Origin of the sequence: Diplocloster agilis (assembly GCF_019042275.1) — a bacterium.
Taxonomy (GTDB): Bacteria; Bacillota; Clostridia; order Lachnospirales; family Lachnospiraceae; genus Diplocloster; species Diplocloster agilis.
Map to the genome: position 1 here is coordinate 1 of NZ_JAHQCW010000021.1, position 17,346 is coordinate 17,346.

12 protein-coding genes and 1 tRNA gene are annotated in these 17,346 nt (G+C 44.8%); 6 read left to right on the plus strand and 7 right to left on the minus strand.

The genetic code is table 11. The features are described 5' to 3' along the window. The first annotated feature begins 271 nt into the window (after positions 1 to 271). A tRNA-Trp gene (locus tag KTH89_RS12980) sits at positions 272 to 342 on the plus strand. A gap of 89 nt (positions 343 to 431) precedes the next feature. Here KTH89_RS12980 and KTH89_RS12985 read toward each other — a convergent pair. The 7 genes from KTH89_RS12985 to KTH89_RS13015 form a co-directional block, all read right to left on the minus strand. Continuing rightward, entirely contained in the window at positions 432 to 1,394 is a 963-nt protein-coding gene (locus KTH89_RS12985) for a hypothetical protein (RefSeq protein WP_238721987.1), read from the minus strand. 510 nt (positions 1,395 to 1,904) lie between these two features. Further along, a complete protein-coding gene (locus KTH89_RS12990) occupies positions 1,905 to 2,741 on the minus strand; it encodes a class I SAM-dependent methyltransferase (RefSeq protein ID WP_238721988.1) in 837 nt (278 codons plus the stop codon). 157 nt (positions 2,742 to 2,898) lie between these two features. Further along, positions 2,899 to 5,598: an alpha-mannosidase gene (locus KTH89_RS12995; RefSeq protein WP_238721989.1), complete on the minus strand. Its 2,700-nt coding sequence runs from the start codon at positions 5,596 to 5,598 to the stop codon at positions 2,899 to 2,901. A 12-nt stretch (positions 5,599 to 5,610) separates the two neighbouring features. Beyond that, positions 5,611 to 6,453, minus strand: coding sequence for a carbohydrate ABC transporter permease (locus tag KTH89_RS13000; RefSeq protein WP_238721990.1), 843 nt, complete (start codon positions 6,451 to 6,453; stop codon positions 5,611 to 5,613). Next, a complete protein-coding gene (locus KTH89_RS13005; RefSeq protein WP_238721991.1) occupies positions 6,450 to 7,355 on the minus strand; it encodes a carbohydrate ABC transporter permease in 906 nt (301 codons plus the stop codon). The genes KTH89_RS13000 and KTH89_RS13005 overlap by 4 nt, the downstream gene beginning before the upstream one ends. Positions 7,356 to 7,368: 13 nt before the next feature. Further along, complete coding sequence (locus KTH89_RS13010; RefSeq protein ID WP_238721992.1) at positions 7,369 to 8,748, minus strand: extracellular solute-binding protein; 1,380 nt, start codon at positions 8,746 to 8,748, stop codon at positions 7,369 to 7,371. 378 nt (positions 8,749 to 9,126) lie between these two features. Next, positions 9,127 to 10,149 carry a LacI family DNA-binding transcriptional regulator gene (locus KTH89_RS13015; protein ID WP_238721993.1) on the minus strand — a complete coding sequence of 341 codons (1,023 nt, stop codon included), beginning with the start codon at positions 10,147 to 10,149 and terminating at the stop codon, positions 9,127 to 9,129. 684 nt (positions 10,150 to 10,833) lie between these two features. On the opposite strand from KTH89_RS13015, the gene KTH89_RS13020 reads away from it, so the two are divergent. The 5 genes from KTH89_RS13020 to KTH89_RS13040 all read left to right on the plus strand — a co-directional run bounded on the left by KTH89_RS13020 (position 10,834) and on the right by KTH89_RS13040 (position 17,331). Next, positions 10,834 to 11,703 carry a carbohydrate ABC transporter permease gene (locus KTH89_RS13020; RefSeq protein WP_238721994.1) on the plus strand — a complete coding sequence of 290 codons (870 nt, stop codon included), beginning with the start codon at positions 10,834 to 10,836 and terminating at the stop codon, positions 11,701 to 11,703. Then, a complete protein-coding gene (locus KTH89_RS13025) occupies positions 11,700 to 12,551 on the plus strand; it encodes a carbohydrate ABC transporter permease (RefSeq protein WP_238721995.1) in 852 nt (283 codons plus the stop codon). Before KTH89_RS13020 ends, KTH89_RS13025 begins: the two co-directional genes overlap by 4 nt. A 64-nt stretch (positions 12,552 to 12,615) precedes the next feature. Then, the gene (locus KTH89_RS13030) at positions 12,616 to 13,977 is read left to right on the plus strand and encodes an ABC transporter substrate-binding protein (protein WP_238721996.1); all 1,362 of its coding nucleotides are present in this window, start codon (positions 12,616 to 12,618) and stop codon (positions 13,975 to 13,977) included. A 25-nt stretch (positions 13,978 to 14,002) separates the two neighbouring features. Then, positions 14,003 to 16,582 carry a histidine kinase gene (locus tag KTH89_RS13035; RefSeq protein WP_238721997.1) on the plus strand — a complete coding sequence of 860 codons (2,580 nt, stop codon included), beginning with the start codon at positions 14,003 to 14,005 and terminating at the stop codon, positions 16,580 to 16,582. Then, complete coding sequence (locus KTH89_RS13040) at positions 16,579 to 17,331, plus strand: LytR/AlgR family response regulator transcription factor (RefSeq protein ID WP_238721998.1); 753 nt, start codon at positions 16,579 to 16,581, stop codon at positions 17,329 to 17,331. The genes KTH89_RS13035 and KTH89_RS13040 overlap by 4 nt, the downstream gene beginning before the upstream one ends. Positions 17,332 to 17,346: the final 15 nt, after the last annotated feature.

Genomic DNA, 17,346 nt, shown 5'->3' on the forward strand with positions numbered 1-17,346 from the left:
GAGGTGGAAGTGCAGCAATGTACGGAGCTGACTGCTACTAATAGGTCGAGGGCTTGACCAGAATGGTCTGAAGGTTTGAGATTAGAGGTTTGGAAGAGAGCCGAACGGATGGAAAAAGATTTTTACAGTGTGTAGTTTTGAAGGTACATCATATAATATATATGAGTGACTAGAGATAGTCACTTATATTGTATATAAGTACTTTTACAAGTTGTTTGTTGACAAAACGGTTGGTATATGATATAAATATTCAGCAGGTAAATTTTGTTATAGGGGATTGGTCAAATGGTATGATAGGGGTCTCCAAAACCTTTGGTGGGGGTTCGATTCCCTCATCCCCTGGTTTGAAAAAACTTCATCGTAAGATGAAGTTTTTTTTGTTAGGCAATATTCAAAGAAATCACGTCAGTGTCCTTTTTAAGTGTGTCAGTTTATTTGGTGTCTGGAATCTTATCCATCTGGTTTTGAAATGTCTCAACAGAATCAGTCATTGCAGCTAGTTTCAGCCATCCTTTTAATGTTTTCAAATCTGTCTCTGTGCGAATGGTTATTTCTAATTTTTCTGGTACCATTCCCTGTATATTCAGTAATTCGAGAATTCCTTCTGCAATTCCCTCGGTCTTTCCAATAGCGATGCCTTCCGCGATTCCATCGGATTTACCGTCTTCATAGCGCTCCTGTCCAATATCGGCTAGGACACGCTCTTCATCATATTCTGTTAAGAGTGAATTCATCACTTCCGCCCTCCTTATCATCAGGAAATCCCGCAATACTCCGTTCGCAATGCACTCGTCGATCGCCCGCTTTACGGATTCCTCAAAGCTCATTTCTCTGCAATAGGTTTTTATCGCACCGACCAGGATCGCGTATTCCTTTAATGTGGGACATCGCTCCATCAATTGCTTATTATGCCCATAATTGATATTGAGCACCTGAACCTGCAATTCCATTTTTGACTGCTCGTTCCCATGGATAAAAGCATCGGAAAGTTTTAACCATTGTACTTCCCCGATCTCACGGTCTCCGTTGTAGAAAACGATGTATACCGGTGTTGGCAGCATAATCAGTTTGGTGCCGTAGAGATGCTTGCCTTGCAGGATTCCCCGGAACATATCGGAAAAATAAAGCAGACCACGCACCGGCAGATTTGGATTCACTGTACTCTGATGCTCATAAAGGGTGAGAATATCACGAACCAGATAGGCTACATCATTTTTCATCTTCATCCAAATGACATCTTCGAGAGTATGGATCTCCAGATCCTCCGTGTTATCGTAGGCTGTGTGGTTTAGGGCATTATACAGCTCCAGGCCATTCTTTTTGTCGGCAAACAGAAGACGGAACAGCCGGTCCTTATAGTTTCTGTTTGTACCGATGTTGTCAGTTGTGTTCATATGGTTTCCTCCTTGGAATTTTTCTCAAGGGAGAAACATGCTTCCACAGTATCGTAATTGCAAACGAAGTTTTCAAGGGATTCTATTTTTATAGATTCTATAAGAGTATTATAAGGGAAATAAAAGAATACTACAAGTAAAGATGCCCGTTTTATGATGTGGGCAGATAGCTATGCCATATGGCAGGGCTCACTGTACGATAATAAAAAATACTGATTGAAGCAGTTTCTTCCTAGGATGTTTTATTATTATGACATTCTGATTATAAATTGTCAAGATTTGAAAGTGTCCAGATCAAACGGCTGAGTCGAATAGAGTTAACGATAAAAATAACGTATGGGGACAGGCTTGGTAATCAGAGGGAGTAAAAACCGATGCTGCGAAGAGTGAAAAGGTACTCTTTCGCAGCATCGTCTTTTTAATAGGATGACGTTTTCAGCCGTGAATGGTTAGCATAAGTTCTATTTTATAATACCATATATTATTTCTTCGCAGTCAATGATACCTTTTTCATGAACCGGGCTCAAGAGGAAAGGATGGAACCGGTCTGCCGATATACATCAAGTGCGGACTATAGGGAAAATACTGGGGATTTTCACAAAGCCGGAGGGACAGGTCCAAATACAGATTCCGTACGTTTTCCGGAGCTTTTTCTAAAGCGGTTAAACGGGGACCGGCGATCCCCTCCTGGCCAAATAACGTTATTTTTTCAAATCCGAGTCTGTGGAAAAACGGAGTGATTTCCAGGTTATTGATAAAAGTGGCCTCTGTAAAAGCAGTGCCGCTCCAGGATTTGTCAATCTCCATATAATCAAACAGCTCCAGGGCAGGTTCATGTATCAGTTCATTGGGGCATACATCTAAATAATAGAGCAGTCCTGCTGCGATGGTTATAAAAGACGCAAATAGATGTCCGTCTTTTTTCAGATGTTTTCTTGCCTCTGCCACACATTTTTCCCGGTCTGTTTCCTGAAACAGATGATAGAGAGGGCCCATCAGCAAAATATTGTCATATTCTCCCAGGTTTAATCCGGAAAGATCCCTGGCGTCACAGGAATAAGCTTTTATATTTACGCCAAATTCCCGGGCTTTCTTTTTTGCCAGCTCGATATTTCCATCGCTCAGATCCAGCAGCGTGACATCATATCCAAGGGAAGCTAAATAGATGCTGTATCTGCCTGGGCCGCCGCCGATATCCAACACGCTTCCTTTTTTCAGATGCCGGAGAAGCATCTGTCTCGTAATTTCGAATTCAAAATGAAAGCCGTTAAGGCGTTCCCATTCCAATTCCGGATTTCCGTCGTAATAGTTTTTTACGATGGCGTTCTCATCGATCTTATTTCCCATCTCTGCATTTCCACCTCCACTAGAATTTTAGTAATTAGTATAGCACAGACACAGGAGAGTTTTCAATACGCTGTAACTTTCGATAAAAACCTAGATAAAAACGTTTACGATATATTCCCTCCGGAGTAAGACAAGGAAGGCGCGTTGAAAGCCGCTCTTATTGCCCGATCCCTATCCTCAGGGAAATGATCTCCCAGCCCTTAGCGGACAATTCAACCTGGTTGTCACAGATATCTAATTCCGATATGGGATCTTCTTTCAGATCGCATAGCTGCACCCTTGTAACCGGGAATCCGAACCGGACCGTCCCAACCTCTGTATCTTCACTGCAGTTATAGAACCGTACGATCAGATCATCATCGCTTAACTCCGCAAGCTTAACAGCCGACAGAAGGAAACGTTCCTGGTCAATCTGGATGAGGGAACATTCTTCACGTGCAGGCCGGCATTGAGCGGGCAGCTGGTGGAACTTAAGGGGATTCGAGTATTCCTGGGCCATCCTGGGAACATGATTTTTAAGAGCTGTTCCGGTGTGGGAGGTGAAGGCGAATTCGAATTCGTGTATGCCGGGGCACTGGGCCATCGGGGTTTCTACATTCCATCCGGCATCCCCCGTTCGGGTCGGCATCTTCGCCTTTGAGAGATATGCCACGCACCGCAGTAAAGTCAGGGCCAGTGCGCTGCCGCTGCCGGTCTGGACTAATTCATATTCCGGTAATCCTTTATTGAAGATGGATATCCCGGTATGCCCATCGTCGATACTGACGAATTCTTTTTGACAATCCGTGTAGAAAATCTCGGTTCCATGCATATCTGACAGCCTTCGTATCATATGCCGGTCGACGCTGAATGCGTTTTGTGCCCAGGAGTGATCCGTATAAAACATTGTGGGAAACAGGACTCGCAGGCGGTGGTCTTCGGCCTGATTATCAAAAGTAACATTAAAATCTATCCGTTTGGCCAATGACTGCAGCATCACTTTCATGGTAAATGCACAGGCAATGGTCTCAAGCCTTCTGTCATTCTCATCCTCCGTAAGGCCTTTCGGCAGATTCATGACTCCGGATATGGTCAGGCAGTTTTTGTGATTGGCAGGACCATCCGTACTGATTTTCACGGAGGCAGGTTCGATTCGTATTTCGTGGTCATTCTCAATGTAGGAGTAAGTATATTCATCTCCCGCATCTGCGCTGTCGACCAGACGCGCGCAGTCTTCGTAGCTTTGGCGAAGCTCCTTGTCGTAAATATTCAATTTTCCATCCTGGAATTCTACCCGATAGTACGTATTTTCGATGAACCGGCCCATATCATCGGAATCCACTTCAGGCACTGCCTGCGCAGACGGCACGTCATACCGGGGGATAACCCGATAGGCTTTGAAACCAAAGGCCGGAACCTGATCCGCGGTAAACGTGATTTCATAACAGTGGCATTTGTATTCTTTGGGCTGCTCTTCGGTACTCAGCCAAAGTCCCTGCCCTATGTAGGCGCGGTTCAGTATGGCCTCACAGCGGTTTCCATGGGAATCTTCCAGAATGACGGAGACAGGAAAGCCAGCGTTTTCCTTTTCGTAGGGGTAATACTCCCGCTGATTCATATGCTGATAATTCAGATGATTGTGAAGCTGGGGATAAAATTCCACCGTGCATGTTATAAGGGCGCTTCTGCTGTAGGCCAGTGGGTTGAATACGGCAATCCAGGCTTCATCGTTCCCATCTGTTACCTGAGAGCCGGTGACTGCGTGAAGACTCCGGCTGCACAGTTCCCTTCCGATCTGCCGTGCCTTTAGAAACCGCACTTCCATCTCCTGGTGCACTTCATCAATGCTGCATCCGCAGATACTGTCATGGGGATGGTTTTGGAGGATATATTTCCAGCCCTGGCGGATCAGATCTCTGGGATAGTTTCGGTGGCCCAGTAGCCGGTCAGCCGCTGTAAACGGTTCTACCCATCTTTCATAGAGACGTGTTACTTCTTCATTATGCTGTTTCAGATAAATTCTCGTGGACAATGTCCCGCCTAATAGCAGTGTCCGGTCGCTTGAGCGCATTTCGCCTTTGTAGTGCTGCAGCTTTTCCGGCTCCAGCTGCTCGCGGAGTTGGCGTACAAATTCAGGGAGGGTGGAGTGGATGATCTCATATTCTTCACTCTGATCCTTCAGGGCGGCGAGCATATCGGTTATGCATTCCTGAGCCTCCAGATGGTCCCTTCCATTCATAATGGGTATCACGCCGCTCCATGATTTGCCCTCATAGGCATCGGCTACTGCCCGGATACGCCGCAGGAAAGCCTCCTTTTCGTTGGGAAGGTGAGGACAATTGCCGTAACCATATGGAAGATTTATCGCCAGCAGGCTTTCCCCGTCCGGCGCTTCCCACACAAATTCATTTTTCTGGATGGAATCAGGCATTCCTCTCCAGAATACGATCTCGTTTAGTCCCAGCTTTTTCAGAATCTGGGGCATTTGGGACGGATGCCCGAAAGCATCCGGAAGGTAGCCGATATTCATGCTTCCGCTCATTTCTCGGCAGATAGAAGCTCCCATCAGAAAATTTCGGATATGAGACTCGCCGGAGATCAGAACTTCGTCCGGCAGTATGTACCATGGACCGATCAGAATCCGTTGTTCCCGGATATATTTTTTCAAAAGCTCTTTTTTATAAGGCCGGATCTCCAGATAATCCAAAACCAGAGCGGTGTGCCCGTCCAGCATGAAAGCGTGGTACGTCTGATCACGCTCCAGATAGTTAAGAAGCCGGTCTATCATATCCACTAACCGGATACGGAAGTCCTCGTAAGAAAGGTACCATTCCCGATCCCAGTGTGTGTGTGAAATCACATGCAATATTTTTTTCATTTAAACAGTCTGTTATCCTTTCACGGCTCCCGCAGTCATAGCGGAAACGATATATTTTTGCAGTATGAGAAAAATTAGTGTAGTGGGCAGAATCCCCAGTATACAGGCGGCGGCCAGGTAATGTGTGGTGATGGCCTCCGAGGAACTCTGCAGGTTAATAAGGCCCACGGATACCGGGAACTTTACGGCATCGTTCAGCAGTATAAACGGCACCACGAATTGTCCCCACAAGGATACCATAATCATCAATGAGACGGAGATGATTCCTGATATAGAGGTAGGAATGTGGATTTTCGTCAGAATCTGCCAGTGGCTGCAGCCGTCGATAATGGCCGCCTCGTCGATTTCTTTCGGTATGGTATCCAGGTAACTTTTGATATTGAGCACCGCCATGGGAATGCTGATAGCGATGTATATCAGGATCAGAACGGCGTGATTATTAACCAGATTTATCCTGCTTAAATAATTGTATAGCGGTATGGCGATGACAATAGGCGAAATCATCTGGAAGATCAGGATAAAAAATTGGAGCTGGCGGCTTAACCGGAACCGGAATCTGGAGAACAGGTAGGATGCGGGTAAGGCAAGTACCAGGGTCCCCAGCATGGTGAGGACTACGATATAAAATGAGTTCCAGATGTTTTTGACTATATAGGTGTTTTGAATTACGTATCTGTAATTGTCCAGCTGCAGAGACTGGGGTAAAAACTTCGGCGGTACGGAGAATAATTCCGGGACCGTCTTAAAGGAATAGGAGAGTACCCACAGTACGGGATATAGAAAGAAAATGCTGATGACGATATAAACCAGATATAGCCCTATTTTTGTTCCTGTCCTGCTTTTCTTTTTTATCACTGTACTTCCCCCCTTTGCTGGATTCTAAAATAGATAAATGCCATAATCATATTCAGCACAATCAGTATGACGGCGACGGCGCTTCCTTTGCCCATGTTCAGCTGCCCGAAGATCTGGTTGTAGACGCTTAGGGCCAGCACCTCGGTACTTCTGCCGGGACCGCCCCCGGTCAGGGACATCACCATATCAAAAGTATTGAAGGTCCCGATCAGGTTCAGGATGATATTGACCGCCAGTACATTGCGCATGGATGGCAGAGTAATGTGGATCAGCCGCTTCCAGGCGCTGGCTCCGTCTACCATGGCTGCCTCCAGAATATCGGCGGAGACTGTTTTGATTCCGCAGTACAGCAGGATCATACTTTGGGCAGTACCTCTCCAGACATTGGCGACCGTTGCCGATACCAGGGCCACGTTTGGACTGGTCAGGAAGGGTACCGGGCCAAAGCCCAGCTTCTGTATCATATAATTCAGAAGACCGGAATTGGATTCATCGAACATCATTTTCCATATAATACCGATGACGACACCGGGAATGACCATGGAGATTAGGGATATGGTGCGGACACAGACGGTGCCGCGCAGTCCCAGTTTTTCTCCTTTATCTACAGAAACCGCAATCGCCAGACCCAGCAGGGTCTGAAATACCACACTGAAAAACACGAAGATCACAGTGGTGCGAAGCATATAATAAAAATTCCGGTCTGTCAAAATACTTTTATAGGAAGCAATCGTATAGTTGTAATCCAGGCTTCCGATCTTTGTATTCGTAAAACTCAGCCTGATCACATCAAGCAGCGGATAGATGAAGATCAGGAGCAATACTACGGCCAGAGGCACAAGCCACAGGAGCGGCGGTTTACCCGCCCCTGCCGCTTTTGTTTTAGAGTGTTTTCTGTTCATGGACCATATTCCCCTATTCCTTTCGTGCATTTTCAAATGCGTTGTCAACAGCTTCCTCCGGGGTAGAAGTACCGGTCAGAACATCACTGAGCATGATCTGAAGGGATTCCGAGATTTTGGTGTAGGAATCGACAGACGGCCGCACCTCGGCGTATTTTAATTCTTCCCGGCAGGCCTGCATCACTTCGTCTGTGTTAAAATAGTCATCGGTATCGTATACGGATTCCCGGGTCGGAAGATAGCCTCCGGCTTTGCACCAGCCTGCCATACCCTCGTCGTCCACATACATGCTGATCAGAAAGTCCGCACACAGTTTCCTTTTTTCTTCATCCTTGGTAAATACGGCGGAAACCCATCCGCCGGACGCGGTGACACGGCTGCCCTCATCCTTCATGGGGATCTGGGCGACTCCCCACATTTTGCTGAATTCATCCTCACCGATTACGGAGCTGAGCTGCCCGGACATGTAGTTGCCTGCCACAAACATGCCGACCTGTCCGGCGGCAACATCGGGTATGTAATCAGGATCGGTGCCAAAACCCACCACTCTGGACGGTGTGATCCCATCGTCGATGCATTTTTTCTGGAAAGTCAGCTGATCGATCAGATATTGCCGATTGTCTCCCTCACCGAAGACAGGCAGACCCTGATCATTCACAAGGGTTCCGCCCTGTCCCCAGAAGTAGGGCAGTACGGAGCTCATGACGGTCGCTTCGTCTCTGGCTGCGGTATAAATAAAGGCGTCCATACCTTTGGCTTTCAGGTCATTGCCGATCTTTTCCACTTCCGCCCAGGTCTTTGGAGCTTCCGGTATCAGATCTTTTCTGTAGAACAGTACCCGCACATCGGTTGTGTACCAAAGCCCCAGCGTCTCGTCCTGGGGCTTCATGACTCCTTTGGCAAAGTCATAGAAATCATCAATCTGAATGCCCTTTTCCTGCATCACGTCATCGATCGGCTGCACATAGTCATAGAACTGGGGGAAAATAAAGGAATCGATAGCGCCCATATCAGGGGCCTGTCCGGAAGACGCCTGTACCAACGTTTTCGCCATGGATTCTGTGATCGCAGTGGTCGTATCCATAATCTTGATCTTGACATCCGGGTGAGCCTGCGCCCATTCAGTGGCCTTAGCCGTCAGATATTCGAGTTTTTTCGGATTGGAATCGGAGAGGGAGTGCGGCGGATTCGGCTGCCAAACCAGTTCTATGGAGGCGTTTTCATTTCCGATCATCTGGGGCGACACAGTTATCTTTACTTCGCTCTCTTCTTTTTTTGACCCGGTTTGTGGCGAAGAGCTGTCTTCCCCGGTCTGTTTGCCGGAACATCCGCCGGTCACCGTTAATATCATTATTAGAAAAAAAGAACACAGCATGTTAAGTCTCGTTTTCATAATTTACTCCATTTCCCCGCCTAAGCGGATTGTATGTATCATCATCTCAATCAGTTTTGGTATTATGTAATTTCAGCAGTATAAGTTTGCAGTATAAGATTGTGTGGCTAAGAGTTGTGATTATTCGAACTTTGTGCTAAAATACTGACAAGTAGAATTGAGCATTCATTTGGATCGGGCTTTCTGACTCTTTGCTGAATTGGTGAGAAAGTGATTCGCGGGAATGATTTTCTACATACGGTATCAAAGATAGTAGTGACAAGAGAAGTATAAGTTTTACAGCCAGTGGAGTGGTTTGTAAAATTTATACTTTTCTGTTTATTTGTCTTTCATTCCTTCTATAGGCCGATGCCATATGCTCCATTTATAAACTTCCTGTTAAAATTCACCGCAAGACTGCCGGATAACCAGCTTTGGTTTTAGAATAATTTTCGTGTTGCATTTACTTTTTTTGTCGCGGATTTTCTTCAGCAGCAGCTCGGCTGCGCGTTCGCCAAGCTCGTATTTCGGCTGGCCGACCGTAGTCAGCGGAACCGTCAGATAGGGGCAGAAATCATCGTTGTTGTAACCGATGAGGGCGATATCCTTTCCGATCCGGTAACCATGCTCGATCAAGGCCCGGGAAGCGCCCAGGGCCACGCTGTCCGACATTGCCATAACCGCGGTTGCCTCGTTGCTTTTCAGCATATCCATGGATTCCAACATCGCCGCATAGGAAAATTCTTTGGAATTCCTTGCTTTGCTCTTACCCATGATTGTGAAATAATGCATCTGCTCTTTTTCAAAGACCTGTACTGCGCCTCTTAGTCGGTCCGTTACAGACATGGTTTCCGCATCAGCTCCCATGCAGACGGCTATATTCCGATGTCCCAGTTGTTTCAAATAGTCCGCCGCCAGCTTACCGCCCAGCAGATTATCCGTGCCTACATAGTCATGTTCATAATCGGCAGAACAGCGGTCGATAAAGACAACGGGGATTTTGCTATTTTCCAGAATCTCGATGGCCTCTGGGGTCATGTGATTGGTAGGGGTCATGATCAATCCGTCTACCTGTCTGGCCTGGAAGGACTCAATCAGTTCCGTTTCTTTTTCCACACTACCATCTGAGCAGCCCAGAATCAGATTGTAGTTTTGACCGGACGTGTATTCCTCGATTCCCCTGAATATTTCGGAATAAAAATGTCCTGCAAACAGATTGGAAAAGATTACTCCGATCACAAAGGATTGTTTTACCCGCAGCGACTGCGCCAGGCGGTTGGGTTGATAGTTGAGTGATTTTGCCGCTTCAAGAACTCTTTTGCGGGTTTCTTCATCGATGCGCCCTTCGTTGTTCATCGCACGGCAGGCGGTAGTTCGGGATACTTTGGCAAGTTCGGCCACATCCAGCAAAGTGGGTTTCATAGTTCCTCCTTTCCGCGGAATCGATTCCGCAAGTTGTATAATATTAATAAATATATAGGTTTCAATCAACCTCCTCACATTAGTAAACTGGCTTTATTATATGATGACTATGCATAATAGTCAATACGTGTTCGGATAATTGAAAAAAATTGTGTATATGTTATGAAAATGATGAGCAAAATTTGTGGATTTATACGGTATGAGAAGTTGTGTTGGATGTAGAGTAATAATACAGTAAAATTTTTCAATCGGTGACTGGCTAGCTATTTTCGGAGTAGGGAATGGATTGGATAGCAAAAGTAAAGTATGGATAAGCGGTGTTATAGCAGCCTCGTTTTTATGGTGGAAATGATTATTATAATGTAGTTAAAAATATCTAAAACAAAGCGGATATAATCCGTGCATATTAGAAATAAAGCTCAACTTTGTGCGAGAAAAAATGTTGTCCGTAGTACATATATGCTGAAACTGTAAGGTAAAATGTATTCTGTCCAGAAAAAATTTACAATATTTTATGCTGATCTATAATAAAACCATAACCCGATACAAAACAGTGATTCAAAAAATATGGGGGGTGGTTGCTGTGAGAAGCAGTGTAGAATCTTTTTAGCGCCAGATAACAGGATTATGGAAATATCTGGAAGTTATGGATGACGTTGGATTTATGTATTCCGGAGGATTATAATGAAACGTAATAGAAAAATGATAAATGGGAAAAAGACGTCACAATATGTATTTCTTCTACCGGGGCTTCTTATGTTTTCGTTTTCCGTACTGATTCCACTTTTCAACGGAATACATATTGCCTTTACGGATTGGAATGGAATCACGACGGACTACAATTATGTAGGATTTAAAAATTTTATCAGTGTATTCCGTGACCAGAGGCTGATCGATCCGATGATCAACTCCATAAAATTTGCGGTCCTGGGGACAATCGGGAATAATGTAATCGCACTGGGGACTGCGCTTCTGGTGAATCAAAAAACAGGAAAACTTAGTAATATTGTCCGCGTGATATTTTTTATGCCGGTATGCTTTAGCTCAATCCTTACGGCGTTTATCTGGAATTTTATATATAAAGAGGTATTTTCACAGCTTTTCCAGATTAAGAGCTTACTGGGGAACCCGGAGTGGGTAATTCCGGCTATCGTAATCATGGGCCTTTGGAATACTTGCGGGATCAATATGCTGATCTATTTATCCGGGATTAAAAACATTCCGGTAGAACTGGTAGAAGCAGCCAAGATCGATGGTGCTACTGTATTCCAGCGGTTCCGGAAAGTGACGCTGCCGTTGTTAGCACCCGCCTTTTCTGTGTGTGTAACATTATCGATGACTTCCTGGCTGCGGGAGTTCGCAATGACGCTGTCGGCCACTAGAGGGGGACCGGGAGGAGCGTCCAAGACTATGTCTATCTACATATTTGAAAATCTGTATACATACAACAAAGCTGGTTACGGGCAGGCAATCGCTTTGCTGTTCGCTGTATTCTTGATTCTGATCGGAAATCTTGTTGCATCGTTCTTCAGAAGAAAGGAGGTAGAGCTTTGATACGTTACCGAAGATATTCAAAAAGGCAGCTTAGAAAATTGCCTGTCGTGATTGGCCTGTTATTGGTTACCGCAGTTTTTTTGTTTCCTATATATCTGGCTGTCATTACTTCCTTTAAGACCCCCCTTGAAATCGCGGATTCGATTATGGCTCTGCCAAAGACACTGAATATCGGGAACTATGTAGAAGGCATGAAGAAAAGTAATTTCGCCAGATCGTTACTCAACAGCGTGATTGTAACATTTCCATCGGTGGCCATGATTGTCCTTTTTTCCGCCATGGGAGGTTATACAATCGCAAGGAACGGTAAAAATAACCGATTTTTAAAATTCATGGATAAAGTGTATTTATCCTCCCTTATGATTCCGTTTCAGATCATTATGATAGCGGTGTATAAAATATTCAAAGAATTAAATCTTCTGAATTCGTTGGCAGGAATGATCATCATGCTGACCGGATATAGTATCGCCTATGCGACCTTCCTGTTTGTCGGTTTCGTCAAATCGGTTCCTGTAGATATGGAAGAAGCGGCGCTGATTGATGGATGCGGGCCTTACCGGGCGTTTTTTATCATTGTATTTCCGCTGCTGAAACCCATAGCGGCAACCGTGGCAGCCTTGCATGTCATGTGGCTTTGGAATGATTTTAATATTGCAGTTATTTTATTGCAGAAAGATGAGATCAGAACGCTGACCGTCAAACAGTATTATTTCTTTGGAGAACATGTGTCTGATTATGGTATGGCTTTTGCCGCTTCCATTATCTGCATGATACCGGTTTTAATATTTTTTGTCGCTATGCAGCGGTACCTGGTGGAAGGGATCTCTTCCGGGGCGGTGAAAACCTGATCGGATCCCTCCAAGTAATTTAGAAGCAAAACTGTAAAATAAAGGAATAAAAAAGGAGAAAAGTATGATTAGAAAAAGATTATGTGGGTTATTTGTCTTAACAGCTATGATCGTGATGGCGCTTCCATTGAGCGGTTGCCAGAGCAAAGGGGCGGACGAGCCGGCCGTCCAGGAAAATACGAAAGAGGCGGTACCGGCTGCTGATGTTAAGAGTGGGGAAGCGGCTGCCGTTGCGGGCAGTGAGAGCCAAATTACCGATAAGGAAATCTCTTTTACCTGGCTCCATCATCTGCGTGAGGAGGGAAAACAGGCCTGGGTACAATACCTTGTCGATACTTACCAGCAGGAACATCCGAATGTAAAAATTAATGTGGAGCTGCAGACGACAGATAACTATATGACCGTATTGAAAACAAAAGTGGCCTCCGGAGACGCGCCCATGATCTTTGACTTGGAACCGGTATACCTGACCGAATTCCAGATGGCCGGCCATCTGGCGGACGTAAGTGATGTGGACGGACTTCAGAATTTTGATGAGAATCTGCTGGTAGAAGGACAGCGGGAGGGCAAACAGGTAGGTGTACCTCTGGATGCAAATGGATTCTGTGCTTTCTATAATAAAGAGGTTTTCCAAAAATATGATCTAAAGGTACCGGCCACAATATCAGAATTTAAAGAAGTATGTGAAACATTAAAGGATAGCGGCGTAACACCTATCGCAGTAGGATTTTCAGAAGTATGGTGCATGAGAAGATATAGTGATATCTACACAGATGTGGCTTGTGTGGCGAAGGATAAGGACTGGTTTACCAATAAAATGAACCTAAGCAGCAAATTTGAAGATGATCAGGCGTTTAAGGATGCCATAAATATGTTTATGAGTTACCAGGACTACTGGGGCAGCGATCCCTATGGAACTAAATGGAACGACGCTATGAGTGAAGTGGCCACCGGGGAAGCGGCCATCGCTATCTGCGGTTCCTGGACTATCGATGGTGTATTGGGGATCAATCCGGAAGCACAGCTCGGCGCATTTGCGCTGCCTACGTCTGAAGAACCTTCCGGAGCAATTATGGAACTGAAGCCCGGAAACAGCTTCTGTGTCTATAACTCTCAGGATGCAGATATGCTGGCTGTGGCGAAAGACTTTTTCCAATTTATGTGCTCCCAGGAATCAGCAGAATATTATGCAGTGAATGCCCACGGCATTACCGGGTGCAATATAGATATTGAAACGCTGGACGCACTGAATGATATTACCGCATACGAGGGGGATCAGTTATATGTTATGTCGGGCGTGAACGGATTTACTTCCGAATATCAGGATATCGTGTTCGAAACGCTGCAGAGCCATGCCATAAACGGAAGCTTTGATGTGGATGCTTACTGCGCAGATCTGGATAAACAATTTGCTTCTCTAAATTAATCAAATCATCAAGAGGTGGACGCATATGGGCAGAAAGACGGCTAATTACCTGGAAACTTTAATCGCTGCCGTTGCATCGGCGCTGTTGATTATATTCATCGTACTGTGCCAGACCAAACGGTTTCATGAGACACTCTATATTTACTCGAATTTCTTGTCCACGCAGCATATTTTTCTGGTTACGATTAAACGGGTAATCATGGCTGTCTCCCTGTATGCGTTTGGATTATCATGCATATTTTTGTTTTTCATATCCTATGAGGAGGCTGATTTCTTAAGCTATTCGAAAATTTTCTGGTATGCGGCAGGTCTGGTGATCAGTATCTGGGACTACGAACTGGTATTCTATGTATCGACTGCCCATGCGGTGATCTGGAGAGTAAGCCAGGGACTGTGTCTGCTGCTGCTGTTAAATTCGCTTAATCAGGCACTGCTGAATCAGTTTTGGTTCCGCCGCTTCAAACGATTCAGGATTATCAATGAAGCGGCTGGCGCGGGTTATCTTCTGCTCCTGCTTCCGTTCAATTTTCTATATCCCGGTACACGATTAACAGGCATGCTCTGCATTCTGGAAATCGTATTTATGATCATAGCAGCCTTGCTTTATATGATAAAAAAAGAAACAAAAACTGATTTTGTAAACTATATTTTACTGAACTTTTATATAATCCCCAGTATTCTTCTCGTGGTCTGTTCCCGTTATAAATATTTGACACTTTCAGCTGGCTATGATATCTACACAGAAATACTTCCGGCTGCCGTTTTGATCTATGTGGTCTGCCAGTTCCTGTGTTTTTTCCAATATCACAGAACGGGATATCTGGCAGGAGGAGAGGTGAACCGGAAGCTGATGGAGATAACGAAGCATAAGGATAATATGACGCAGTTAATCATAAATAATTGCCTGAATCCGGTCAATAATCTGTCCTGCTATCAGCAGACGCTGGCCCAAGAAGTTTGGCCGGCTGCCTCAGAAAAGGAGAAATTTATACTGGAACGGATGTTGAGAGAGATCAATAAAATGCAGGATTATCTGTATAACCTAAGGAATTACCATTACCTTTCCGCACAAGTACCTTATGCTAATAAAATAAACGCAAACCTGATATCGGTTTTTCACGCTGCTATATCTCTGGTTCAAAAACAGTCCGGTGCCCGAAACATAAAAACGGACTGGGGAGATATTACAGAAAACGATTATGTGACCGGGGATCCGTATCTGCTGATCCAGGCAAACCAAACCTTTTTGCTGGCATTCTGCGGGATACTGGAAACAGAAAAGATCGAGGTTATATTTAGAAAGTCTAAAAAGGGTGATATCTTCATTGAACTGTCCGGCGATCTGGACCAGAGTAATAAAAAAGCGGCAAAAAAAATGAAGAGGATACTGGCCTCGCCGCGTGACACGCAGCTGCTGATGAATGACGAAGAAATCGGGCTGATTCTTGCAAAAAACCATATTCGTAGTCATACGAATTCTTTTACGGCTCATATTCGCCCAAACGGGTCGTCTGTCCGTTTTGCCATTCATTATAAACTAGAAGGCTGCGGTAATCCGATGATTGAGAGAGAAGCGGAGAATCAGACCGGGTCAGAGGACACGGATAACAGAAAGAAGATTATTCTGATCAGCACCGACGTGGAGCAGATCGAGAGGATCCGGTCATATCTGATGTTTGAAGATTATGTACTGAAATGTTTTTATACGGAGAAGGAAGCGCTGAACTGTATTAAGAATTCCGGAAATATAGGTGTTGTGATCATCGGCACCATATTCATCAGCGCCCATGTCAACCAGTTCTGTGAAGCCATCCGAGAGAAGTACTCGTTGGAACAGCTGCCAATTCTGATTATCTGCCGAGATAAATACAAATATGTGGATCAGGAATTACTGTGCAGTGTCAATGATATCATGACGGAACCGTTTGTTCAGGCGGACCTGCTGCAAAAAATACAGTCCCTGATTTTATTGCATACCTCCATACAGGAAAAGACGAGAGCAAAGCTTGATTTTCTCCAGGCACAGATGGATCCGCATTTTATTTTCAATACCTTGAGCACGATTATGCCTTTGTGCCTGCGGCAGCCGCTTCAGGCATATGAAATGCTGAGTAATTTCAGTGAATATCTGCGGGGCAGACTGTACACGGAAGACCTTCAAAACGGCATACCGCTCTACAAAGAAATCGATCTGGTCGAAGCTTATCTGGCTATTGAGAAAGTAAGATTTGCCGATATGATACAATATGCAATCGATATGGAAGCGAATGAAAACAATCTGATTCTGCCGCTTTTGATCGAACCGATTGTGGAAAATTGTGTAAAGCATGGAATCACAGGAATAAAAAAACTGAATATAGAAATCAGAATCCGGGAAACAGACAGATATCTCTCGGTCTGTATTAAGGATGACGGGAAGGGGATGGATGAGGAGCGTCTGGAAGAAATACTGCATTCCGAAAAACAGACCGGTTCGTCTATCGGGATCAGCAATGTAAAAAAGCGGCTGTCCATATATTATAATCAGCAGCTGATCATTACAAGCTCACCGAATAACGGTACAGAAGTACAATTTGCCATACCAAAAGGGGGCCATCCGATATGAATAAGCTAAAAGTGATCCTGATTGATGACGAACAGTTGATCTTGGATAATCTGACTTATATACTGAACCAATTCGAGAATATCGACATTATATATAAATCCACAGATCCAATGCGCGTACTGAATTATGTGGAAGATAATACGGACGTGGATGTCATGTTCGTCGATATCTCAATGCCTATTTTAAGCGGGCTAGAAGTCGCCGGCCGTGTATTTAATATCGATCCTAATATAAAAATCGTCTTCGTGACGGCATATGACAAATACGTAATGAATTCCTTCAGTGTCAACACGGTGGACTATATTTTGAAGCCGGTCACTCACGCAAGGGTTGCCCGTACGCTTGCCAAGCTGGAAAAACTGGTCCGGGAGGAAGAAAAATACAGAGAATCTCTTCCGGAATTAGAGATCGACGCATCGATCGCGAAGCTTACAGGAATGAAAGATAAGAAGTATTACGTCATAGATGCAGATGACGCCTATTATATTATGGCACTGGACCGGGAGGTCTTCCTGTATACGAAGGAGGAAGAGTTCAAATTAAAAAATAATCTGAATTACTGGGAAGGGAAGCTAAAGGGAGCGGGCTGGATTAGATGCCATCGCAGTTTCCTGATTAATACGAATCATATAAAAAGTATAGCGCCGATGTTTAATTCAACCTTTAATATTACGCTGATGGACCGGCAGGAAGAGATTCCGGTCAGCCGTTCTTATATCAATAAATTCAAAAAGGCGCTTAATATGTAGCTGGGAGGGATGGTA

What these genes read in the sequence shown, in the direction of transcription:
- KTH89_RS12985 (WP_238721987.1), bottom strand. Translation starts at nt 1,394, where the DNA reads ATGAACACAACTGACAACATCGGTACAAACAGAAACTATAAGGACCGG.
- KTH89_RS12990 (WP_238721988.1), bottom strand. Translation starts at nt 2,741, where the DNA reads ATGGGAAATAAGATCGATGAGAACGCCATCGTAAAAAACTATTACGAC.
- KTH89_RS12995 (WP_238721989.1), bottom strand. Translation starts at nt 5,598, where the DNA reads ATGAAAAAAATATTGCATGTGATTTCACACACACACTGGGATCGGGAA.
- KTH89_RS13005 (WP_238721991.1), bottom strand. Translation starts at nt 7,355, where the DNA reads ATGAACAGAAAACACTCTAAAACAAAAGCGGCAGGGGCGGGTAAACCG.
- KTH89_RS13010 (WP_238721992.1), bottom strand. Translation starts at nt 8,748, where the DNA reads ATGAAAACGAGACTTAACATGCTGTGTTCTTTTTTTCTAATAATGATA.
- KTH89_RS13015 (WP_238721993.1), bottom strand. Translation starts at nt 10,149, where the DNA reads ATGAAACCCACTTTGCTGGATGTGGCCGAACTTGCCAAAGTATCCCGA.
- KTH89_RS13020 (WP_238721994.1), top strand. Translation starts at nt 10,834, where the DNA reads ATGAAACGTAATAGAAAAATGATAAATGGGAAAAAGACGTCACAATAT.
- KTH89_RS13030 (WP_238721996.1), top strand. Translation starts at nt 12,616, where the DNA reads ATGATTAGAAAAAGATTATGTGGGTTATTTGTCTTAACAGCTATGATC.
- KTH89_RS13035 (WP_238721997.1), top strand. Translation starts at nt 14,003, where the DNA reads ATGGGCAGAAAGACGGCTAATTACCTGGAAACTTTAATCGCTGCCGTT.
- KTH89_RS13040 (WP_238721998.1), top strand. Translation starts at nt 16,579, where the DNA reads ATGAATAAGCTAAAAGTGATCCTGATTGATGACGAACAGTTGATCTTG.